The organism is Vibrio sp. CJQ_6 (genome assembly GCF_043106745.1).
GTDB lineage: Bacteria > Pseudomonadota > Gammaproteobacteria > Enterobacterales > Vibrionaceae > Vibrio > Vibrio furnissii.
The window spans coordinates 91,240-112,669 of record NZ_JBICMV010000012.1; the positions used below are offsets into that span (position 1 = coordinate 91,240).

At 50.7% G+C, this 21,430-nt stretch carries 18 protein-coding genes; 10 read left to right on the plus strand and 8 right to left on the minus strand.

Annotated elements, in window-relative coordinates; translation table 11 throughout:
• Positions 1-75: 75 nt before the first annotated feature.
• Genes lolC through lolE form a run of 3 tightly spaced genes read left to right on the plus strand, consistent with a single transcriptional unit; the run spans position 76 to position 3,208 of the window.
• Positions 76-1,284: a lipoprotein-releasing ABC transporter permease subunit LolC gene (gene lolC / locus ACF8PK_RS07375; RefSeq protein WP_041942585.1), complete on the plus strand. Its 1,209-nt coding sequence runs from the start codon at positions 76-78 to the stop codon at positions 1,282-1,284.
• A complete protein-coding gene (gene lolD / locus ACF8PK_RS07380) occupies positions 1,277-1,963 on the plus strand; it encodes a lipoprotein-releasing ABC transporter ATP-binding protein LolD (protein WP_014205392.1) in 687 nt (228 codons plus the stop codon). The genes lolC and lolD overlap by 8 nt, the downstream gene beginning before the upstream one ends.
• Positions 1,964-3,208, plus strand: a complete 1,245-nt coding sequence (lolE, locus tag ACF8PK_RS07385; RefSeq protein WP_392440664.1) for a lipoprotein-releasing ABC transporter permease subunit LolE — start codon at positions 1,964-1,966, stop codon at positions 3,206-3,208. It begins immediately after the preceding gene.
• A 137-nt stretch (positions 3,209-3,345) separates the two neighbouring features.
• On the opposite strand, the gene ACF8PK_RS07390 is transcribed toward lolE, so the two are convergent.
• Positions 3,346-3,876 (minus strand): DUF2062 domain-containing protein, encoded by a 531-nt coding sequence (locus ACF8PK_RS07390; protein WP_004726453.1) that lies wholly within the window; start codon positions 3,874-3,876, stop codon positions 3,346-3,348.
• Between the two features lie 8 nt (positions 3,877-3,884).
• Here ACF8PK_RS07390 and ACF8PK_RS07395 point away from each other — a divergent pair, with 8 nt between their 5' ends.
• The 5 genes from ACF8PK_RS07395 to kdsB are packed head-to-tail and all read left to right on the plus strand — an operon-like array spanning position 3,885 to position 9,820.
• The gene (locus ACF8PK_RS07395; protein WP_392440665.1) at positions 3,885-6,125 is read left to right on the plus strand and encodes a DNA internalization-related competence protein ComEC/Rec2; all 2,241 of its coding nucleotides are present in this window, start codon (positions 3,885-3,887) and stop codon (positions 6,123-6,125) included.
• 32 nt (positions 6,126-6,157) lie between these two features.
• Entirely contained in the window at positions 6,158-7,906 is a 1,749-nt protein-coding gene (msbA, locus tag ACF8PK_RS07400) for a lipid A ABC transporter ATP-binding protein/permease MsbA (RefSeq protein ID WP_004726451.1), read from the plus strand.
• 3 nt (positions 7,907-7,909) lie between these two features.
• Entirely contained in the window at positions 7,910-8,917 is a 1,008-nt protein-coding gene (gene lpxK, locus ACF8PK_RS07405) for a tetraacyldisaccharide 4'-kinase (RefSeq protein WP_392440666.1), read from the plus strand.
• Complete coding sequence (locus ACF8PK_RS07410; RefSeq protein WP_004726449.1) at positions 8,898-9,077, plus strand: Trm112 family protein; 180 nt, start codon at positions 8,898-8,900, stop codon at positions 9,075-9,077. The genes lpxK and ACF8PK_RS07410 overlap by 20 nt, the downstream gene beginning before the upstream one ends.
• Positions 9,077-9,820 carry a 3-deoxy-manno-octulosonate cytidylyltransferase gene (kdsB, locus tag ACF8PK_RS07415; RefSeq protein WP_004726448.1) on the plus strand — a complete coding sequence of 248 codons (744 nt, stop codon included), beginning with the start codon at positions 9,077-9,079 and terminating at the stop codon, positions 9,818-9,820. The genes ACF8PK_RS07410 and kdsB overlap by 1 nt, the downstream gene beginning before the upstream one ends.
• 95 nt (positions 9,821-9,915) lie before the next feature.
• Here the strand turns inward: kdsB and ACF8PK_RS07420 are convergent, their stop codons facing one another.
• From ACF8PK_RS07420 to ACF8PK_RS07430, 3 genes are all read right to left on the minus strand, one after another.
• Positions 9,916-11,463: a SpoVR family protein gene (locus ACF8PK_RS07420; RefSeq protein ID WP_004726447.1), complete on the minus strand. Its 1,548-nt coding sequence runs from the start codon at positions 11,461-11,463 to the stop codon at positions 9,916-9,918.
• A gap of 11 nt (positions 11,464-11,474) precedes the next feature.
• The gene (locus ACF8PK_RS07425; RefSeq protein ID WP_004726446.1) at positions 11,475-12,743 is read right to left on the minus strand and encodes a YeaH/YhbH family protein; all 1,269 of its coding nucleotides are present in this window, start codon (positions 12,741-12,743) and stop codon (positions 11,475-11,477) included.
• A gap of 134 nt (positions 12,744-12,877) precedes the next feature.
• The gene (locus tag ACF8PK_RS07430) at positions 12,878-14,812 is read right to left on the minus strand and encodes a PrkA family serine protein kinase (RefSeq protein ID WP_004726445.1); all 1,935 of its coding nucleotides are present in this window, start codon (positions 14,810-14,812) and stop codon (positions 12,878-12,880) included.
• 338 nt (positions 14,813-15,150) lie between these two features.
• Here ACF8PK_RS07430 and ACF8PK_RS07435 point away from each other — a divergent pair, with 338 nt between their 5' ends.
• Entirely contained in the window at positions 15,151-15,906 is a 756-nt protein-coding gene (locus ACF8PK_RS07435) for a MipA/OmpV family protein (RefSeq protein ID WP_055466346.1), read from the plus strand.
• Positions 15,907-16,000: 94 nt separating this feature from the next.
• Here ACF8PK_RS07435 and ACF8PK_RS07440 read toward each other — a convergent pair whose 3' ends face one another.
• The 3 genes from ACF8PK_RS07440 to pflA form a co-directional block, all read right to left on the minus strand.
• Entirely contained in the window at positions 16,001-16,501 is a 501-nt protein-coding gene (locus ACF8PK_RS07440) for a YfbU family protein (protein WP_004726443.1), read from the minus strand.
• A 185-nt stretch (positions 16,502-16,686) separates the two neighbouring features.
• Entirely contained in the window at positions 16,687-17,325 is a 639-nt protein-coding gene (locus tag ACF8PK_RS07445; protein WP_392440957.1) for an energy-coupling factor ABC transporter permease, read from the minus strand.
• 93 nt (positions 17,326-17,418) lie between these two features.
• A complete protein-coding gene (gene pflA / locus ACF8PK_RS07450; RefSeq protein WP_004726441.1) occupies positions 17,419-18,159 on the minus strand; it encodes a pyruvate formate lyase 1-activating protein in 741 nt (246 codons plus the stop codon).
• Between the two features lie 225 nt (positions 18,160-18,384).
• On the opposite strand from pflA, the gene ACF8PK_RS07455 reads away from it, so the two are divergent.
• Positions 18,385-20,265, plus strand: coding sequence for a methyl-accepting chemotaxis protein (locus ACF8PK_RS07455; protein WP_014205382.1), 1,881 nt, complete (start codon positions 18,385-18,387; stop codon positions 20,263-20,265).
• A gap of 82 nt (positions 20,266-20,347) precedes the next feature.
• Here ACF8PK_RS07455 and ACF8PK_RS07460 read toward each other — a convergent pair whose 3' ends face one another.
• A complete protein-coding gene (locus tag ACF8PK_RS07460) occupies positions 20,348-21,334 on the minus strand; it encodes a lipid A deacylase LpxR family protein (protein ID WP_286280261.1) in 987 nt (328 codons plus the stop codon).
• Positions 21,335-21,430: the final 96 nt, after the last annotated feature.

The following is a 21,430-nucleotide window of genomic DNA, read 5'->3' on the forward strand; positions in this document are numbered from 1 at the left end:
ATTTAGCAAAGAAAAACTACAACCTTGGCTGGATTCTCGTTACAGTAGCGCCATCCTATTTGATTGGTTTTCATTATGTTTCATCCGATTTCTACCTTCATCGGGCTACGCTATCTGCGCGGACGTTCCGGTGACCGGTTCAGTCGATTCGTGTCTTATATGTCCACCGCCGGTATCACCATCGGTGTGATGGCGTTGGTCACGGTACTCTCCGTGATGAATGGCTTTGAAGCGCAGCTCAAAAGCCGCATCCTTGGCGTATTGCCACAAGCGGTGATTTCCCAAGCGCAGGACAAAACGGCGCTGACCGATACCGCGCCAGCCTTCATCCGCGCACTCTCCACGCAACGTGAACCCGAACCCATTGTTCGCAGTGAAGCTGTGATTCAAAGTGCCTCTCAACTTTCGGCCGGATTGATGGTCGGCATCGCGCCGAACCAACATGACCCGATTGGCGACTATTTGATTGCAGGGCGTTTGGCATCGTTAATGGAAGGGGAATATCGCGTCTTTCTCGGCCATACGCTGGCGCGCAATCTGAATGTGTCGGTGGGCGACAAAGTGCGTTTGATGGTCACCAGTGCGAGCCAATTTACACCGCTGGGCCGCATTCCCAGTCAGCGCAATTTCACTGTCGCTGGCATTTTCAACACCGGTTCCGATGTGGATGGTCAGTTAATGATTACGCACATTCATGATGCGGGCAAACTGCTGCGCTTTGACGATCAAACGGTCTCGGGTTGGCGCTTGTTCTTTAACGACCCGTTTGTGGTGGGGGAATTGTCGAAAACGGCCCTGCCCGATGGGTGGCAATGGAGCGACTGGCGCGATCAACGTGGCGAACTGTTTCAAGCCGTGCGTATGGAAAAGAACATGATGGGTTTGATGTTGGGTCTCATCGTTGGTGTGGCGGCGTTCAATATTATTTCGGCGCTGATCATGGTGGTGATGGAGAAGCAGGCAGAAGTCGCCATTTTGAAAACCCAAGGCATGACCGATCGCCAAGTGCTGGCGATTTTCATGGTTCAGGGCGCCAGTAGTGGGGTGATCGGCGCGATGGTCGGCGGAGCGTTGGGGGTGCTTGTGGCAAAGTATCTCAATACCATGATGGCGACACTTGGTGTGGCGCTGTTTCCGATGGGCGGCGAACTGCCGGTGCTGATTAATCCGCTGCAAATTTGTGTTGTCGTGCTGTTGGCGATTGTGCTGAGCTTACTGGCAACGTTGTTTCCTTCTTACCGCGCATCTTCTGTCAAACCCGCTGAGGCTCTCCGTTATGAATAACCTTTTACGTTGTCACCACGTTTGTAAAACTTATCAAGAAGGCGATCTTCAGACGCAGGTGTTGAAAGGGGTGAGCTTTGAACTGCAACAAGGCGAACTCGCATCGATCATTGGTACGTCGGGGTCGGGCAAAAGTACGCTGCTGCACATTCTTGGGGCGCTAGATGATGCGTCTGAAGGCCATGTGGAGTTCTTAGGCCAGCAACTCAGTTCACTCAGCTCAAACAAGCAAGCCAAAATTCGTAATCAGCATTTGGGTTTTGTGTACCAGTTTCACCACTTGCTGGCGGACTTTAGTGCGTTGGAAAACGTGGCGATGCCGCTGCTGATTGGCGGTCAAAAAGTGGCGCAGGCGAAACAAGAAGCGGCAGCACTGCTGGCGCGAGTTGGCTTGTCGCATCGTCTGGAACACCGACCTGCTGAACTGTCTGGTGGTGAACGTCAGCGTGTGGCGATTGCGCGAGCGTTGGTGAATAAGCCGGATTTGGTACTGGCGGATGAACCGACGGGCAACCTTGACCACAACACCGCCTTGTCCATTTACGATTTAATGCGAGAGCTCAATCGTGAGTCTGGCACGGCCTTTTTGGTGGTGACGCATGATGGTGAATTGGCGGCGAAAATGGATCGTCAATTGCACATGCAAGATGGTCTGCTACTGAATGTGGGGGAAGCGTAAGTGTTGGCTTCTCTGTCGCTGTTCATCGGCAGTCGTTTTAGTCGCGCGAAACAGCGCAACAAAATGGTGTCGTTTATTTCCCTCTCGTCAACCATTGGCATTGCTGTCGGTGTGGCGGTGATCATCATTGGCTTATCGGCCATGAATGGGTTTGAACGTGAGCTGCAAAATCGCGTGTTGTCGGTCATCCCGCATGGGGAGTTTGAAGGGGTGCGCGGCCCGGTGCAAAACTGGCAAGCCGTCGTGGCGCAGGCGACCCAAGATCCTGAAGTGTTAGCGGCTGCGCCATACGTGAAATTTACCGCGCTGGCTGAGCGAGGCACGCAACTCAAAGCGATTGAAGTGCGTGGGGTTGATCCAAGCATGGAACAAGCGGTGTCGCGTTTGTCGCAGTTTGTGACGGATGAGGCGTGGTCCCGGTTTGTGCCTAGCGAACAACAAGTGATTCTGGGCAAAGGTGTGGCCGATCAACTGGGCGCCAAAGTCGGTGACTATGTCACGTTAATGATCCCTACCGCCGATGGTTCGTCGCGCGTGCAAGCGCCGCGCCGCATTCGCGTGCAGATCACGGGTTTGCTTGCGCTCAATGGTCAGATAGACCACAGCTTAGCCCTGCTGCCTTTGGAAGATGCGCAGCAATACGCGCGCTTGGATCACGCGGTGACGGGCGTCTCGATCAAAGTGTCAGATGTGTTGCGTGCCAATCAGATCGTACGTTCTGTTGGCAATACATTGAACGAGTATGTGTACTTGCGCAGCTGGCAGCAGAAATTCGGTTTTCTTTATCGCGACATTCAGATGGTGCGCACCATCATGTATTTGGTGATGGTGCTCGTGATTGGGGTGGCGAGCTTTAACATTGTTTCCACGCTGATGATGGCGGTGAAAGACCGCGCCGCGGAAATCGCTATTCTGCGCACCATGGGCGCGACGGATGGGTTGGTGAAACGAATTTTTGTTTGGCAGGGCGTCTTCTCTGGCGTACTGGGTAGTATTGTCGGTAGCGTGTTTGGTGTTGTGGTGGCATTTAACCTGACGCCGCTGGTCAAAGGGTTGGAAACGCTGATTGGCCACCATTTCTTATCGGGGGATATCTACTTTGTCGATTTTTTGCCGTCGCAGGTCGACAGTGGGGATGTCCTGTTGGTGTCGGGCACAGCGATTGTCTTGAGTCTACTTGCAACGTGGTATCCCGCTGCGCGCGCCAGCAAACTGAATCCGGCGCGAGTTCTGAGCAGCAAGTAGCCGCGATGAAGTCAATACCAACGCAATAAAAAAGGACCCATCGGGTCCTTTTTTTCATACTGAGTCTACAACGAATTGCAGACCAGAATTCTTCATCGCTCTCAGCGTTGCACAAAGCTTACTTCATGCCGACGTGTTCAGATTATCTTAGATGCCACTTTGCTGGTACGACGTTTTTTCCAACTGCGCACCACCGAATAACGCCATAGACCGCGAATACCAAAATAGCCCAGTAGCGAAGCGGTTACACCGCAGACGGCACACCCAAGTAAGAACGGAGGGCCGATGGTGCTCATTTGCTGCATGATGAAGTCCCACGTCGCCTCAAAATGAAACGGTTGAGGCGGCACGTTCATCAGCAAGGCACCGACTTTGTAACAGAAGTAGAAAATTACGGGCATCGTGATGGGATTGGTAATCCAGACCAAGGCGATGGATAAAGGCAAGTTGACACCGAACAGAATCGCGAGACCGGCAGCCATGATCATTTGGCTTGGCAGTGGCACAAATGCCATGAATAGACCAACAGCAAACGCACCGGCAGCAGAGCGTCGATTGAGACACCACAAGTTTGGGTTATAAAGCACATTGCCAAAAACTTTTAATGCCTTTTGACGTTTGATGACGTCGTGGTCAGGCATAAACCGCTTAATGAATTTTCTTGGCATAGGGGAACATGACTCTCTATTCGAATTATTGGATGCTCATTTCGTTCTCGCTCACCGTCTTGTCTGCACCCTATTGGCCGCGGATGCCAAGTTGGGGTTTTGCATTCATTTGCCTTGTCGCTCTGATGGGCACCGTATTAGTCACTCGGCTCAGAGGATGGGGCGGGATCGCGTTTGCCGTGTTAGTGATAGTAACACATGGCAACGTAATGAGATCTCAATCCAACACTATTTTTCAAGCAGGGCAGGATATTACCATAAAAGGTGAGGTTGACAGCTTTTTTAAGCAAATAAGTTACGGGAATGAAGGCAGTATCGTGGTGAGATCAATTAACGGTCAACAATTGCCCACCTTTCGTCAGCCGATTGTCCGATTAGTCGCGCCCATTGCACTCCATATCGGCGATCAGGTGACGTTTTCAGTCACGGTGAAACCGATTTATGGACGCCTCAATGAAACCGGATTTGATATAGAAGCATACTATCTCAGCCAAGGTTGGGTTGCTCGCGCGACCGTCAAACCGCAGTCGGCGTTTTCGGTCGTCTCTCGACCCAGCTGGCGGGACACTTTGCACCAAAAAATCCAAGTTGCTACGCAACATCTCCAAGCACAAGGCATGATTTTGGCGCTGACGTTTGGCGATCGCAATGGCATTCAGGAAGATGACTGGCGTGCGCTTCGCGACAGCGGATTAATCCATTTGGTTGCGATTTCTGGACTGCACATCGGCATGGCTTTCGCTGTAGGTTATTTGTTGGGAAGCGCGTTGATGTGCATCCACGTCAACGCGCTGTGGCTGCCATGGATCGTCGGTCTGCTGATGGCCACGGTGTACGCGTGGTTAGCTGGATTTACCTTGCCGACACAGCGCGCGTTGCTCATGTGTACGCTGAATGTGCTATTGACCATGAGCGGGTGGCGCATCACGGCTGTGCAGCGCATTCTGTTGACACTGGGTGCGTTGCTGCTGGTGTCGCCATTTGCGCCGCTGTCGATGAGTTTTTGGTTGTCGTTCTTGGCCGTCTCGGTCGTGCTGTATCAGCTCGCGAGTCGCTCATCGACACAACGTGGGTGGCGACAGCTTGTCATGACACAGTGCACGTTGGTTCTATTGATGACGCCGATCTCTGCGCTGTTTTTCTCTGGTTTTAGCCTATCGTCGGCGCTCTACAACTTGGTGTTTATTCCGTGGTTCAGCGTGGTGATTGTGCCGCTGCTGTTCTTGGGGTTGGTCCTTACGTCGCTGTTTGAGCAAGTCGATTGGATATGGACGCTGATTGATCTCAGCTTTTGGCCTTTGAGTCAGGCATTAACACTCTCTGAATCCAGTTGGGTGGCAGTCAGTCATGCCACCACGTTCGTGTTGTGCGCTGGCGGGATCGGTTGGGTGCTGCGTCCATTGCTGAGTCGCGATGCCCGAATCGCTGTTGCACTACTCGCGCTTGGCATGTGGGAGTTCAATTCGCCCAAGGATCGCTGGCGCATTGATGTGCTTGATGTCGGCCATGGTCTGGCGGTGCTGATTGAGCGCCAACAGCGCGTGTTGCTTTATGACACCGGCAGTGGTTGGCCTGATGGCAGTTACGTGCGCTCACTGGTGGTGCCACTGCTCCATCAACGTGGCGTGCATCAACTGGATGGGTTGATTATCAGTCATATGGATAGCGATCATGCCGGCGGTTTGGCGGATGCGCAGCAATGGTTGTCTCCGTCATGGATACTGGCCAGTCAACGTCAACCCCAATGGCGAACGTGTGTTGCAGGGCAACAATGGGATTGGCAGGGGCTGAGATTACAGGCGTTGTGGCCGCCGAAAACGGTCTCGCGCGCGCACAATGTGCACTCCTGCGTGCTGAGGCTCAGCGATCCTGAATATGGTCATTCCGTGTTGTTGGCTGGCGATGTGACGGCAGTCGGTGAGTGGTTACTCAGTCGCCAAGCCAAAGATATCAAGAGCGATATCATGATTGTGCCGCATCATGGTAGCAAAACTTCCTCGACCGCTCGCTTTATCGAACACGTGGCGCCGCAGGTGGCAATCGCCTCGTTGGCCAAAGGCAATCAATGGCATCTGCCCGATCAAGACGTGGTTCAACGCTATCAAGCGACTGGGGCAAAGTGGCTGGATACGGGGGAGGCGGGGCAAATCACCCTCAGCTATCGCGCAGAAACTCGTCTATTATCAACATTGCGCCAGTCAGGATATCCCCCTTGGTATAGGCAGATGCTACGTAAAGGGGTAGAATGACCGCAATATTGTCATCAAAATAAAGCTTATCTATGTCACTGAATTCTGACGAAACCACTTGGCAAACTTTTAAACGCTTGTGGACCTATATTCGCCTTTACAAAGCGGGCTTGGTGGTTGCAGTAATCGCACTGGTGGTGAACGCTGTTTCTGATACTTATATGATTTCGTTGTTGAAACCTTTGCTGGATGAAGGTTTTGGCCAAGCGGAATCTAATTTTCTGAAAACGCTGCCGTTCATCATTCTGGGGTTAATGATGGTGCGCGGCATCAGTAGCTTTGTCTCTTCCTATTGCCTCAGTTGGGTGTCGGGGAATGTGGTGATGTTGATGCGTCGCCGTATTTTCAATCAGTTCATGCACATGCCGGTCAGCTTCTTTGACCGCGAGTCTACGGGCGGATTGCTCTCACGCATTACCTACGATACCGAACAAGTCGCGGGCGCAACCAGTAAAGCGCTGGTGAGCATCGTACGTGAAGGTGCGAGCATTGTCGGCCTCCTCGTGTTGATGTTTTGGAACAGCTGGCAGTTGTCGCTGGTGCTCTTGGTAGTCGCGCCTGTCGTGGCGATGGGGATCAGCGTCGTGTCGAAGCGCTTTCGTAAGATCTCCAAAAGCATGCAAACCACGATGGGGCATGTGACGTCTTCTGCCGAGCAGATGTTGAAAGGCCACAAAGTGGTGCTGAGTTACGGTGGCCAAAACGTGGAAACAAAGCGTTTTGAAACCGTGAGTAATAAGATGCGCCAGCAAACCATGAAGCTGGTTTCTGCGCAGTCCATTGCCAACCCAGTGATTCAAATGATTGCATCAATGGCGCTGGTGGCGGTGCTGTACTTAGCAAGCTTTGATTCCATTCGTGACCAATTGACTCCGGGGACGTTCACGGTGATTTTCTCGGCCATGTTTGGCTTGATGCGTCCACTCAAAGCATTGACCAACGTGACCTCTGATTTCCAACGCGGTATGGCTGCAAGCCAAACGTTGTTCCAACTGATGGCGCTAGAAACCGAAAACGACACCGGTAAATTTGAAACCGATAAAGTGCGCGGTGACATTGCGGTGAAAGATGTGACGTTCACTTACCAAGGCAAAGAAAAGCCCGCGTTGTCGCATGTGAGTTTTACCATTCCACAAGGCAAAACCGTGGCACTGGTTGGGCGTTCTGGGTCGGGTAAGTCGACCATCGCCAATCTGTTTACACGGTTTTATGATGTGGATTCTGGCTCGATCACGCTTGATGAACATGACATTCGCGATTACAAACTGACCAACCTGCGCCAGCATTTTGCTTTGGTTTCGCAAAACGTTCACCTGTTCAACGACACCATTGCCAACAACATTGCGTATGCGGCGGAAGGCAACTACACGCGTGAACAGATTGAAGAAGCGGCGCGTTTGGCGCATGCGATGGACTTCGTGCAGAACATGGATGACGGCTTGGATACCATGATTGGTGAAAATGGTGCGAGCCTGTCTGGTGGTCAGCGTCAACGCATTGCGATTGCGCGAGCTTTGCTGCGCGATGCGCCGGTCTTGATTCTTGATGAAGCGACATCTGCGCTGGATACCGAATCGGAACGTGCGATTCAAGCGGCTCTCGATGAGCTGCAGAAGAATAAAACAGTGCTGGTGATTGCGCACCGCCTGTCGACGATCGAACAAGCCGATGAGATTCTGGTGGTTGATGAGGGCGAAATTATCGAACGTGGTAAGCACGCTGAATTGCTGGCAAAAGATGGTGCTTACGCGCAATTGCACCGCATTCAGTTCGGTGAATAATTCGTGATTGAAAAGATATGGTTTCAGCGTCACTGGATGTCTTATCTGCTGTGGCCACTATTGTGGCCACTGAGTGTGCTCTTCGCTGCGGTGAGTCGCTCGCGCAGACACCGTTATCAACGTGGCCTAAAACCGAGTTACAAAGCGCCAGTTCCCGTTCTTGTGGTGGGGAATATCACCGCCGGAGGCAACGGTAAAACGCCTGTGGTGGTGTGGCTGGTGGAAACCTTGCAAGCGTTGGGTTACAAGCCGGGGGTGGTTTCTCGCGGTTATGGAGCCAAAGCGCCGTCTTACCCGCTGGTGGTTGATGCGCAAACACCAGCAGCCTATTGTGGCGATGAACCGAAGCTGATTCATCAGCGTACAGGGGCGCCCGTGGCAGTCGATCCAATTCGTGCCAATGCAGTGAAGGCGCTTTTGGCACAGGCGATCGATGTCGTGATCACCGACGATGGCCTTCAGCACTACGCGTTAGAGCGCGACATTGAATTTGTCGTGATCGATGGCGTTCGTCGTTTTGGAAATGAACAGATGATCCCACTTGGCCCACTGCGTGAACCGATTGCTCGGCTCAAAGAGGTTGACTTCATCATGACCAACGGTGGTGTGGCTCAAGATGGCGAAATTGCCATGCGCCTTCAACCTGAGCGGGCTGTCAATTTGGTTACGGGTGAGAAAGTGTCGGTCAGTGAACTGACCAATCTGGTTGCTTGGGCGGGGATTGGACACCCACCTCGCTTCTTCAACACATTAGAACAGCTCGGCGCAACCCCGGTGGTGACGCATGGGTTTGCAGACCATAAAGAATTTGATGTCTCTGAACTGCGCGTATTAGCCAGTCGCGGAGACCATGTCATCATGACAGAAAAAGATGCCGTCAAATGCACCGGCTTTGCCGAGAACAACTGGTGGTATTTACCTGTTTCAGCGGAAATTGCCGCCGAAGATAAACAGTGCATTCTGGAAACAATTAAAGAGGTAATGGAACAGTATGGATCACCGTCTGCTTGAAATCGTGGCTTGCCCAGTCTGTAAAGGCAAACTGACGTACGATAAAGATCACCAAGAGCTGATTTGTAAATTGGATCGCCTCGCTTACCCGATTAAAGAAGGGATTCCAGTGCTGCTGGAAAACGAAGCTCGCACCATGTCGATGGATGAGGGACGCTAATGTCTTTTACGGTTGTCATTCCTGCGCGCTACCAGTCGACGCGTTTACCGGGCAAACCGCTGGCGGATATCGCAGGCAAGCCAATGGTGCAATGGGTCTATGAACAAGCGATGCAAGCGGGCGCGGATCGCGTCATTGTCGCGACAGATGATGCGCGAGTAGAACAGGCGGTGAACGCCTTTGGCGGCACGGTATGCATGACATCGCCGGACCATCAGTCAGGTACTGAACGCTTGGCCGAAGTGGTGAAACGAATGGGCATCGAAGATGATCACATCATCGTCAATGTGCAAGGTGATGAGCCGCTGATCCCGCCGAGCATTATTCGTCAAGTGGCCGATAATCTGGCCGCGAGCCAAGCGCCGATGGCAACCCTAGCGGTTGAAATTAGCGATGCCGAAGAGGTGTTTAACCCCAATGCGGTGAAAGTGGTGACCGACAAAGACGGGTATGCGTTGTATTTTAGCCGCGCTTCAATTCCATGGGATCGCGACAACTTTGCCAACGACAAAACCATCGTTCAACCCCTGATGCGTCATATTGGGATCTACGCGTATCGCGCCGGCTTCATCAATACTTATATCCATTGGCAGCCAAGTCAGTTGGAAAAAATTGAAAGCCTCGAACAGCTGCGCGTGCTGTGGTACGGCGAAAAAATCCACGTGGCCGTTGCGCTTGAAGCGCCGCCAGCGGGTGTAGACACGCCAGAAGATTTAGAAGCGGTGCGTCGCATCGTGGGTTAATTGTGTGAGTTCATCGCACGAACCAAATAAGAAAAGCCCCGCAATCGCGGGGCTTTTGATTACAAATTGCATGTTAGATGTTGTGTTTTGCCCGTTTAATTATGACTTTCGAAGTCATTCCTCTTCGGGCAGGTTGCGAGGATCTCTCTTCTTCCTGTTTCCTTGACCTCCTCTAGTTTGACTTCAAAACCCCACAGGCGATGCATGTGTTTCAGCACCTCCTCGTAGCTTGGATCTAAAGGAATACGATCATGCGGCACGTATTGCAGCGTGATGGAACGATCGCCGCGCACGTCGACGCTGTAGACCTGAATATTCGGTTCTAAGTTGCTGAGGTTGTATTGAGCGGCCAATTTCTCCCGGATTTGGCGGTAGCCCAAGTCATCATGGATTGCGCTTACTTCGATAAAGTTTTTGTGGTCATCATCGGAGATAGCGAACAGTTTAAAGTCACGAATGATCTTCGGTGACAGGTATTGGCTAATGAAGCTCTCGTCTTTGAAGTTATGCATCGCGAAGTGGAGCGCTTCCAACCAGTCGGATCCCGCCAATTCAGGGAACCATTCACGGTCTTCATCTGTCGGCTCTTCACAGATGCGTTTGATGTCGCGGAACATGGCAAAGCCTAACGCATAGGGGTTAATGCCACTGTAATACTGACTGTTGTAGGACGGTTGTGCCACAACGCTGGTGTGGCTATGCAAAAACTCAAGAATGAATTTGTCAGACACCAATCCTTCATCATACAGATGATTGAGAATGGTGTAGTGCCAGAAGGTCGCCCAGCCTTCGTTCATCACTTGCGTTTGCTTTTGCGGATAGAAGTACTGACTCACTTTACGCACAATACGCACAATTTCGCGCTGCCACGGTTCAAGCAGGGGAGCGTGCTTTTCAATGAAGTAGAGAATGTTCTCTTGGGGTTCGCTGGGGAAACGGTGCTGATTTTCTGTTTCCGCTGTTTTTTTCGGCACGGTCCGCCACAGTTCGTTCACCTGCGATTGCAGATAGGCTTCGCGTTCTTCCTGGCGAGCTTTCTCTTCCGCAATGGATATTTTTTCAGGTCGTTTGTAGCGATCCACACCGTAGTTCATTAAAGCGTGGCAGGAGTCGAGTAACTGTTCCACCTCGGCGACGCCGTACCTCTCTTCACACTGGCTAATGTAGTTCTTGGCAAACAACAAGTAGTCGATGATCGAGCTGGCATCCGTCCACGTTTGGAACAGGTAGTTGCCTTTAAAAAACGAGTTGTGTCCGTAGCACGCATGGGCCATCACCAACGCTTGCATGGTGACGGTGTTTTCCTCCATCAAATAGGCAATACAGGGGTCGGAGTTGATGACAATTTCATAGGCAAGGCCCATTTGGCCGTGCTTGTAGTTCTGCTCTGTCTGAATGAATTTTTTACCGAATGACCAGTGGTTATAGTTAATTGGCATCCCAATGCTGGAGTAGGCATCCATCATCTGTTCTGCGGTGATCACCTCAATCTGATTCTGGTAAGTGTCGAGTTTGTAATGTTCAGCAACCCGTTTAATTTCAACGTGATACTGCTCGAGCAGGTCGAACGTCCAATCCGGTCCATCGGGCAACATATTGCTTTTGGTTTTGCGCTTTGAGGTCGCTTTGGTCTTTGTCGTCATGTGCGCGCTCCCTATGCTGTTTCCTTGTGGAATAGCTCCCTGAACACAGGGAAAATGTCTTCCACATTGCGAATATTCTTCATCGCGAAGTTGTCGAATGAAGGCTGCAGTTTTTCATATTCGTGCCACAGAGTTTGGTGCGAACGTCGCGTGATCTCGATGTACGCGTAGTACTGACAATACGGCAAGAGCTTGTTGGTGAGCAGCTCTTTACAGCGGGGGGAATCATCGGCCCAGTTGTCGCCATCAGATGCTTGTGCGCCGTAAATGTTCCATTCCCCGAGTGGATATCTCGCTTCAATAATTTCGTTCATCAACTTCAATGCACTGGAGACGATGGTGCCCCCGGTTTCTTGTGAGTAGAAGAACTCATGTTCATCGACTTCTTTGGCTTGGGTATGGTGACGAATGAAGACCACTTCCACGTTCTCGTACGTTCGCGTGAGGAATAGATACAACAACACATAAAACCGTTTGGCGATATCTTTGGTGGCTTGATCCATCGAGCCAGATACGTCCATCAAGCAGAACATCACGGCTTGGCTGGAAGGCACGGGTCTTTTTTCATAGTTCTTGAAGCGTAAATCGAATGTATCGATAAACGGCACGCTATCAATTTTGGCGCGTAACGCTTCAATTTCCTGTTTGAGGCGACGTTCTTCCAGCAGCTGCGCCGGTTCGGCGTGCTGAATTCGCTCCAGTTCGGCCTCCAGTTCGTTCATTAAGCGGCGTTTACCTGCGGTCATTGCCGTGCGACGAGCCAATGATTGTTGCAATGAACGCACCACGGAAATGTTGGCTGGAATCCCGGCGGTTTGGAAGCCGGAACGGTGGGTTTTCCATTCCGTAATTTTGTTGACTTGATTCTTCTTGAGGTTTGGCAGTTCCAGATCCTCAAACAGAATATCTAAATATTCGTCTTTGGAAATTTGGAATACAAAATCGTCTTCGCCTTCGCCATCCGGGCTGGCTTCCCCTTCACCCGAGCCGCCCCCTTGACCACCTTTCGGCCGTTCGATTTTGTCGCCGCGAATGAATTGATCATTTCCCGGGTGCACGCGTTCACGCAGGCCGCCTTTACCTTGATGGAAAACGGGCTCTTTGATGTCACGATGCGGAATAGAAACGTCTTCGCCGGTTTCCGTGTTGGTGATGGAACGACGATTGACGGCATCAGCGACCGATTCCTTGATCTGCTCTTTGTAACGGCGTAAGAAACGCTGTCTGTTGACTGCGCTCTTGTTCTTGCCGTTCAACCTTCTGTCGATAAATTGCGCCATGAGATTCTCCCTGTATACGTCCCCCAGTGAGCGTTGTTCGCTCAAACGACTTCGGGCCTGCCCTGTGTGTTAGACCAGCAGAAGTGGCATCCTATCCGAATGCCACCGCAACTGAGGCCAGGGCTGATTGACTGTTAAGAGGATTTACGTACGCGTAAATACCACTCAGACAGCAATCGGACTTGCTTCTCTGTATAGCCCTTCTCCATCATACGGGCGACAAAGTCGTCGTGTTTTTTCTGATCGTCAGAAGAGGTTTTCGCATTGAAGGAGATAACAGGAAGTAACTCTTCGGTATTCGAGAACATTTTTTTCTCGATCACGGTGCGTAGTTTTTCGTAACTGGTCCAAACCGGGTTTTGACCGTTGTTGTTGGCACGCGCACGCAACACGAAGTTGACGATTTCGTTACGGAAATCTTTCGGGTTACTGATGCCGGCCGTTTTCTCGATTTTTTCCAGTTCGCTGTTGAGTGCCGAACGGTCAAACAACTGACCGGTTTCTGGATCGCGGTATTCTTGGTCTTGAATCCAGAAGTCGGCGTAGGTGACGTAGCGATCAAAGATGTTCTGACCGTATTCAGAGTAAGACTCAAGATAAGCGGTCTGAATTTCTTTGCCGATGAATTCAACATAACGCGGTACCAGATACCCTTTGAGGAATTCTAGATAGCGTTCTGCGGTTTCTTGTGGGAACTGTTCGCGCTCGACTTGTTGCTCAATGACGTAGAACAGATGCACTGGGTTGGCGGCCACTTCACTGTGATCGAAGTTAAACACGCGAGACAAAATTTTGAACGCGAAACGGGTCGACAGCCCCGACATCCCTTCATCGACGCCGGCGTAATCACGATATTCCTGATAGCTTTTCGCTTTCGGGTCGGTGTCTTTGAGTGTTTCACCATCGTAGACCCGCATTTTCGAGAACACGGACGAGTTCTCGGGGGTTTTTAGGCGTGAGAGTACGCTGAACTGGGCCAGTAGATCCAAGGTGCTTGGCGCGCAAGGGGCTTGCGACAGCTCACTGTGATCCAGCAGTTTTTGGTAGATTTTGACTTCTTCCGACACACGCAGACAGTAAGGCACTTTGACGATGTACACACGGTCGAGGAACGCCTCGTTGTTTTTGTTGTTACGGAAGGTTTGCCATTCGGACTCGTTCGAGTGCGCCAGAATCATGCCGTCAAACGGCAGGGCAGAGAGGCCTTCGGTCCCGTTGTAGTTGCCTTCCTGCGTGGCAGTTAGTAGGGGATGCAGCACTTTGATCGGTGCTTTAAACATCTCAACGAATTCCATCAAACCTTGGTTGGCTCGACACAATGCGCCGGAGTAGCTGTAGGCGTCTGGATCATCTTGTGAGAAGTGCTCAAGTTTACGAATGTCGACTTTACCGACCAGTGATGAAATATCTTGGTTGTTCTCGTCGCCCGGTTCGGTTTTGGCGACCGCAATTTGGTCGAGAATCGAAGGACGGACTTTGACGACTTTAAATTTGGTGATGTCGCCACCGAATTCGTGTAGGCGTTTGGCTGCCCAAGGCGACATGATTGAACGCAGATAGCGTTTTTCAATACCATATTCCTGTTTCAATAGGTCACCGTCTTCGGTGACGTCAAACAGGCAAAATGGGTGGTCATTCACCGGGCTGCGCTCCCCGTTGACGGACAACACATAAATCGGCATTTGTTGCATCAAGGCTTTGAGTTTTTCAGCCAGTGATGATTTACCCCCGCCCACTGGGCCGAGTAAGTACAAAATTTGTTTCCGCTCTTCCAATCCTTGGGCCGCGTGTTTGAGGTAAGAGACGATTTGTTCGATAGCGTCTTCCATCCCGTAGAAGTCTTCGAACGTTTTGTAGCGAGAAATCACACGGTTTGAAAAGATTCGGCTAAGTCGTGGGTGTTTCGATGTATCGACAAACTCAGGTTCGCCGATGGCCATTAGCAAGCGCTCCGCTGCATTGGCGTAAGCACTTTTGTCTTCTTTACACAGAGCTAGAAACTCCTGAATGGAAAGCTCTTCGTCCTTGGCTGCTTCATAGCGTGCCTGAAAGTGGTCAAAAATACTCATAGTGATTCCCCTCTGAAAATGTCGTGATGACATACAACCGCTTAAAAACACAAATCCCTAACAAATTAAGCCTAGTTCGCAATTGTCGATTTTGCTTAGAGATTATGTATTTATTTCAAATTCGTGACTGGAATGACGTCTTTTCTATTATCTATTTTTACGATGAATGCGAGCGAAATGTTCAATTGATTTTGCAGGAGAATGCGAGGCGTTTTCGCTGAAATTGGCACTTCGCTGACTGAAAATTGGCGAATTTCCGGTCAAAGATTGTGTGCTGGGGGGACACGTCGTATCATTTGTCTCTCATCCTTTTTATACAACAATTTCACAAGGTCAGTATGCGCTATCCAATTTTCAAAGCGGCTTGGGCGGTTTCGGCTCTCGCGGCTTCATCCTTTGCACACGCAGAAATGAACCAATGGTCAGTCGGGGTTGCTGCGGCATACTCACCTGCGGTGTATAAAGATACGTCGTCAAACCGTACGGTCATTCCTGTGATTGGCTATGAAGGTGAACACCTATTTTTGCGTGGTTTTACCGCCGGTTATCGTTTGATGCCGATGGGCTCTGAACAGAACATTGTGTTTCGTTTGGCCTACGACCCACGCACACTCAAACCAGAAGATTCGGATGACCCGCAAATCCGGTTGTTGGATAAGCGCAAGTCGACGGTACTCGGTGGTGTGAGTTATCAGCTCCGTACCTTGGTGGGCATGTGGGAAGCCTCGGTGGGCGCCGATGTGGCTGGCCGTCACAACGGGATGTACGGTGAAATTGCTTGGCGTTTGCCGCTGCGTTTCTCGAACTGGGGCATTACGCCGGCGATCGGTTATTCATACAACTCCGACAAACTCAACAACCATTTGTACGGCGTCTCGGCCAGTGAATCGGCACGCAGCGGTTTGCAAGAATATGATGCCGGATGGGATGGGCAGTACTTTATCGGTGCGTCAGCCTACTGGTCGATTACGCGCAGCGTACGTGTCAATGGCGGCATTCGTTACTCCAACCTCGACAGTGATTTGTCCGACAGCCCCGTGGTTGGCCGCGATACCAGCGTGATGGGCACTTTGGGCATCGCTTACGTGTTCTAATGGCGGGTGAGCAAAGACGATGAAATCGTTGCATGCTCACGATGAGGTTTGAATCATGACAAAAGGCTGGGATTCCCAGCCTTTTTCGTTCCGCTTATGCGTTAAAAATCTGTCTCAGTTCACTGGCAGACAAGTGGTATTGACGCGGGCAGTTGCGCCACGTGGTCAACATGCGGCGATATTTCTCTTGCATTGGCATTTGGCTGTTGAAGTGGTGATCGCCTTTGTCGAATTGCGGGTAGAGGCCTTCAGCGTTCACAAGAAAACGAACGTAATTCACCAATTGTGCTTCCGACGCAATGTCGTAGCCAAGGTAGTTCAGGCGACGAACATCCACATCTTTGCGCTCATCCTCTTCCAACATGTTGAACGACTCTTGCATCGCGTGGTACATCTCCATGATGTCGATCACTTCGCGGCATTGCGCTTCAGAGATGCAGCCAAACTCTTTATTCAGTTCGCACATCTGCAACTCGTAACCACGTTCAACGATGGTTTGCAGACGTTTGTATTTGGCAGCGTTCTGCGGATCAAGCTGAGACATTAATGTATATTGGTTAGACAGGATCAGACGTTGTGCGTTTGTCATTTCCATAGCTGGCCTCACTAAAAGTTAAACTGTGTCATTTTTTTCTGAGTTAAGGTTAACAGTACGGGTAGGCCTGAAACATGATCTCAACACGGATTTAATGGAGAAAGTACAAAATATCTGCATCTTTTATCGTTTTCGTTGAGGCAGTGCTCGGCGTGCAGCGTGTTGTCGGTGGCGGCCTGCGGGACTTACTTGTGATAGTGATTGTAGATGTAATCTCGATCGGAAAAGACGCGTAACCATTCGGGCTTAAACACACAAAGAATCGCCAGTGCCATGCCGTTGAGCAGGCCTTCAGGAAACGCCAATAACGGTACAAGAATCAGATAATTGTCGTAGATGGTTTGCCAATCGTGCCCGCCCAATGCCAGTTGGTAGAGCGTGTTCAGCAGCAAATGCAAACTGCCGGTCATACCGCCATTAAAAAATCCCGCAACGAAGATGAACACAAAGATGTTACGGGGCAGGTAGTGATAACTAAGTGCGAAAATTGCGTAGCTGATGAGAATGGGCAGCAGCGCAGAAAGTAGCAAATATTCGGGCACGTCATACACACCCAGTTTCCCCACCACGACCAGTGCGGCGGTGACAGGAATGGTGAGAAGGAATGCGCAGCGCCAGCCATACATCATCGTCAGGGTGGTGAGGGCAAGGAAGTGAATGTGTAACCCTTCTTTGACGCTGGCTTGCGCGGACCAAAGCAGAAACAGGGCAAACATCACGAAGTAGGTGAGGTGCTGAAATGTTTTCTCATGCGTGAATTTGGGCCAGAACGAAGTCCGGACATCACGTGCAGTCCCCACAATAAACAGTAGGATCACGACCAGCGAGGCCAATTCTTCCAGTTGCACGCGAACTCCTTTCCATAAAAATACCAGCGCTATGGCTGGTATTTTTTACGATTCGCGCGTGGGATTGAATCAGTATTTTACGTTTGAGTGATACTGCTCAAGGATTGACACGATTTTATCCATGGTTTCTTTGCTCGGTGGGTTCACACCTTCCAGTGGATACGTTTCACCCATCGCTTCCCATTTGTGAGCGCCCAATTTGTGGTATGGCAACAATTCGATTTTTTCGACGTTGTCCATGTCTTGAATAAATTGACCCAGCAGGTGCGCCGATTCTTCATCGTCCGTGTAGCCAGGAACGACCACGTAACGAATCCACGTCTTCTTGCCCATCTTTTGCAGATAGCGGGCAAAATCCAGTGTGCGTTTGTTCGATACGCCAATCAGATCTTGGTGAATTTCGTCTTGCATCTGTTTGATATCAAGCATCACCAAATCGGTCACGTCCAAGACTTCATCGATTACAGGGGTGTATTTACGAATGTAGCCATTGGTGTCAAGACAGGTATGAATCCCTTCAGCTTGTGCAGCGCGGAAAAAGTCGCGCACGAATTCCGGTTGCAGCATCGATTCACCGCCCGAACACGTCACGCCGCCGCCAGATGCGTTCATAAAGTGACGATAAGACTTCGCTTCTGCGATGATTTCTTCAACAGACACTTCTTTACCTGTGTGGGTATCCCAAGTGTCTCGGTTGTGGCAGTACTTACAACGGAATAAGCAACCTTGCAGAAAAATAATGAATCGAATGCCGGGGCCATCAACAGTGCCGCAAGATTCAAATGAATGGATACGACCAGTAGTAGACATAAGCTGCTCTCGTTTGCTGAATGTGTTCGTTATTTTATTACAAAAGGTAGGGTTTAAATAGGTTTTCCTTGTCCAATCTATTGGCGACGAACGCTGGGCATAAAAATAATCGATTATAGATAAAATTATGTTATAAACTTGTTATTAATTATAAGAAAAGCAAACACAAGATTTACGTTTTCCTTGATGTCGTCAGTCATTTGCACCGTGGTAAGGAATGAATGCATGGAAGTATTTAATCTCTCTCAAAAACAGAAAATCATCGCGTTTATCGTGATTCTTTGTATCGGATTTAGTGCGTTGGGGGTGTACACCGCCAGCAGCTTGTCGAGCATGAGCGCGCAGTATCAACAAAGCCGAAAAATCACCACCGGCGCGGTCGCTATCCACGCCACTCAAGCTAAATTGCTGACGTTGGCTGCTGAGCGTGATGATCTTAGCGCCGCCCAAGTGAGCGAGACCACCACTCAGCTCAGTGAATTGCTGTCGGAAGTGGCCAACGATGTACAGTTTCTACAATCGAGCGGATTGAATGATGAAGCCAATCAACTCGGTCAAGCCACTCAGGAATTTGGTGATGCGCTGCGCCCTTGGATGAACATCAAAGCGGAGCTGGGCTTTAATGTTGAAGAAGGCAAACTCGGGGAACTGAAATCACTGGCCGGAACCATTGAAAAGAAAATTGCAGAAACCGGCATGGTGACGTTGAACTCGGACTTTCAAGCGATGATCAAAGCGCAACAAAATTATCTGTTGCAACCCAACGATCAAAACCTCAAGTTGTTTAACCGCGCCATGGCTGGGTTCGTCAACATGTCGAATACCTACGCCATGCTAGAGCTGTATGAAAAAGAGGTTGAGCAGTTCAAAGCGACGTTCGCGCGCGTCAGTGAGTTGTCTCAGCAGGTGAAAGTGCAGGAAGCGGCATTGGTGAACAGTGAAACGCAAGCGCAGTCGCTCATTGAATCGATTTCTGAAAAACTCGAAACCATGAGTGGCCGCTATCAAAGCGCGGCAGACCGAGCGGGCAGCAATACGTTGTGGTCGGTGCTGGTGGCCTGCGCGGTGTTGGCGGTGATCACCATTTCCATTTTTGTGATGCTCAGTCTTTCGTTGTCGCGTTCGTTGTCGCAAACCAAAGCGATTTTGGAACGTTTATCCGGCGGCGATTTGTCGCAACGTTTGACCATTACGCGCAATGCCAACGATGAATTTAATCAACTGGCGGTGGCGATCAACCAAAGCTGTGAGAACCTAGGTGAGTTGGTCAAAGCGGTGCAAGATCGCAGCCAAGCGTTGTCCGGTGATGCGGCTGAGCTCAATGCCGGGGTGGACAACTTGGCGCGCAGTCAGTCGGATATCTTGGGGCAAACACAATTGTTAGCGTCCGCCACGGAAGAGGTGAGTGTCACCACGCAAGAAGTGTCGAATTCGCTGGAGTTTGTGTCGGATGTGAGTAAATCCTCGACCCAAGCGGCAGAAGATGGCTCGAAAGTTATCGCTGCGGCGATTGGTTCGCTGGAAGACGTAGGCAAAATTTTGAGCTCGGCAGCAGGGCACATTCAACAGCTTGAACAAGCGTCGTCGAAAGTTGATTCCGTAATGGAAATCATCAATGGCATTGCTGAGCAAACCAACTTGTTGGCGCTCAACGCGGCGATTGAAGCGGCTCGGGCTGGCGAGCAGGGAAGAGGTTTTGCCGTGGTGGCTGATGAAGTTCGTAGCTTAGCGGTGCGCACGGTTGATGCGGTGACCGAAATTTCCGGCACCATTGAAACGATGAAAAAAGAGAGCGCAGAGGTGATTCAGTACATTGGTCAGTCCGAGCACAGCATGAAGACCGGTCAAGAGCGCGGGATGGAAGCGATGGAAGCGCTGACGCACATTACTGAAAAGGCGGAACAAGCGGCCCATCAAACGGAAGTGATTTTTGCGTCGATGAAAGAGCTGGCAACCACCAGTCAATCGATGGCCGACAGCATGACGCAGATTTCCAGTGCGATGAAACAGTTGGAAGAAAACAATGATCAGTTGCGTTCAACCAGCCAGATTGTGGACCAGCGTTCGACCAGTCTAAACAGCGATTGTCAGCGCTTTACGATCTAACTGAACGGTTTAACGGCCGATACGATTTCACAGGCGATCAATTGGATCACCCGAGCAATTGAATCACCGATGAAATCGTCGATCAGAAAAAGCCATAGAGTGTAAAAGAGCCGGTACTGTGTAGAGCATCCCGGCTCTCTTTATATTCCGCGCTGTTGGCAGCAACCGCGAGGCTTGCCCCCATTCGTGAACCGTACCAAGCGGCGCCAAAGACGGCTGTCGCTTGAACCGGTTCGACAGTGACTTCGTAGTAACTGGGTTCGTGGTCTAAGTCGTTCAGCGGTCGGTGCCCTTCAATGGTTAAATCGTTAAAGCGATATCGTGCTTCAATACCCGTGTAAACAAACCACCCTTGGCTGGATGCGCCAATCATGCCGGGCAAAAATGGCTTTTCTGCGGAGATTTGCGCGCTGCCAAAGTTGCCTGCGAGATCTTGTCCCCAGCGCAGCATGATGCCAGTGGCGATGTCGCTACGAAAGTTACCTACATTCACTTCCGACACGTTGGAGACGTCCCACTCCAAGCCATGCCAAGTCCTCGAACGCATCCAATTAAAATGGCCGAGATAGCCGACGCTGCCTGCGACTTTATCTTCCACTTGATAATCCCAACCGTTGGGATCGTCGGAGTTGGTGATGCTGTGTACCAGGGTTTGTGCGCGCTCCGAGAGCGAGCTGTCGCCTGTGGTACCGATCGTCAGGTTAAAGCGCTGTGCTTGTTGCGGGTGAAGGCTGAGGTAGTTGAACTCCGCATGCAAATAACCCGCATAAGGACGTTCGTTGGCTTGCGGTTTTTCCAAGGTAATGTCGGCTGGAGTCCACATTTTGTGGCCCACGCTGATTTCCCATTTATCAAGGCTGCTGGCTCCCCAAGCGGACACGCTTAAGGGCTTTACCCACCAAGGGGGACGAATGCCTTGAGAAGTATAGGTGAAAAAAATACCGTTGGTGTAATCTTCATCAACCCCAAAAATGCCGTCATTGTCCAAGTGCATCGACAAGGTGGCTTGCGTGGCAGCCAATGCTGGCCCGCAAAGCAAAGTAAGAGGTAATAGGCGCAATAACTTCATAGAAGGCTACATCATTCCGTCAGAGAGTGATGATGGTAGCGTAAAAGTCGATTCAAGTATGAATAAAGCGGATTTGATGCAGTGAAATTGAGGTGT

Bases quoted from the DNA above. Each gene is read 5' to 3' on its own strand.
- lolC (WP_041942585.1), top strand. From the start codon at position 76: ATGTTTCATCCGATTTCTACCTTCATCGGGCTACGCTATCTGCGCGGA.
- lolD (WP_014205392.1), top strand. From the start codon at position 1,277: ATGAATAACCTTTTACGTTGTCACCACGTTTGTAAAACTTATCAAGAA.
- ACF8PK_RS07390 (WP_004726453.1), bottom strand. From the start codon at position 3,876: ATGCCAAGAAAATTCATTAAGCGGTTTATGCCTGACCACGACGTCATC.
- ACF8PK_RS07395 (WP_392440665.1), top strand. From the start codon at position 3,885: ATGACTCTCTATTCGAATTATTGGATGCTCATTTCGTTCTCGCTCACC.
- msbA (WP_004726451.1), top strand. From the start codon at position 6,158: ATGTCACTGAATTCTGACGAAACCACTTGGCAAACTTTTAAACGCTTG.
- ACF8PK_RS07410 (WP_004726449.1), top strand. From the start codon at position 8,898: ATGGATCACCGTCTGCTTGAAATCGTGGCTTGCCCAGTCTGTAAAGGC.
- kdsB (WP_004726448.1), top strand. From the start codon at position 9,077: ATGTCTTTTACGGTTGTCATTCCTGCGCGCTACCAGTCGACGCGTTTA.
- ACF8PK_RS07420 (WP_004726447.1), bottom strand. From the start codon at position 11,463: ATGACGACAAAGACCAAAGCGACCTCAAAGCGCAAAACCAAAAGCAAT.
- ACF8PK_RS07425 (WP_004726446.1), bottom strand. From the start codon at position 12,743: ATGGCGCAATTTATCGACAGAAGGTTGAACGGCAAGAACAAGAGCGCA.
- ACF8PK_RS07430 (WP_004726445.1), bottom strand. From the start codon at position 14,812: ATGAGTATTTTTGACCACTTTCAGGCACGCTATGAAGCAGCCAAGGAC.
- ACF8PK_RS07435 (WP_055466346.1), top strand. From the start codon at position 15,151: ATGCGCTATCCAATTTTCAAAGCGGCTTGGGCGGTTTCGGCTCTCGCG.
- ACF8PK_RS07440 (WP_004726443.1), bottom strand. From the start codon at position 16,501: ATGGAAATGACAAACGCACAACGTCTGATCCTGTCTAACCAATATACA.
- pflA (WP_004726441.1), bottom strand. From the start codon at position 18,159: ATGTCTACTACTGGTCGTATCCATTCATTTGAATCTTGCGGCACTGTT.
- ACF8PK_RS07455 (WP_014205382.1), top strand. From the start codon at position 18,385: ATGGAAGTATTTAATCTCTCTCAAAAACAGAAAATCATCGCGTTTATC.
- ACF8PK_RS07460 (WP_286280261.1), bottom strand. From the start codon at position 21,334: ATGAAGTTATTGCGCCTATTACCTCTTACTTTGCTTTGCGGGCCAGCA.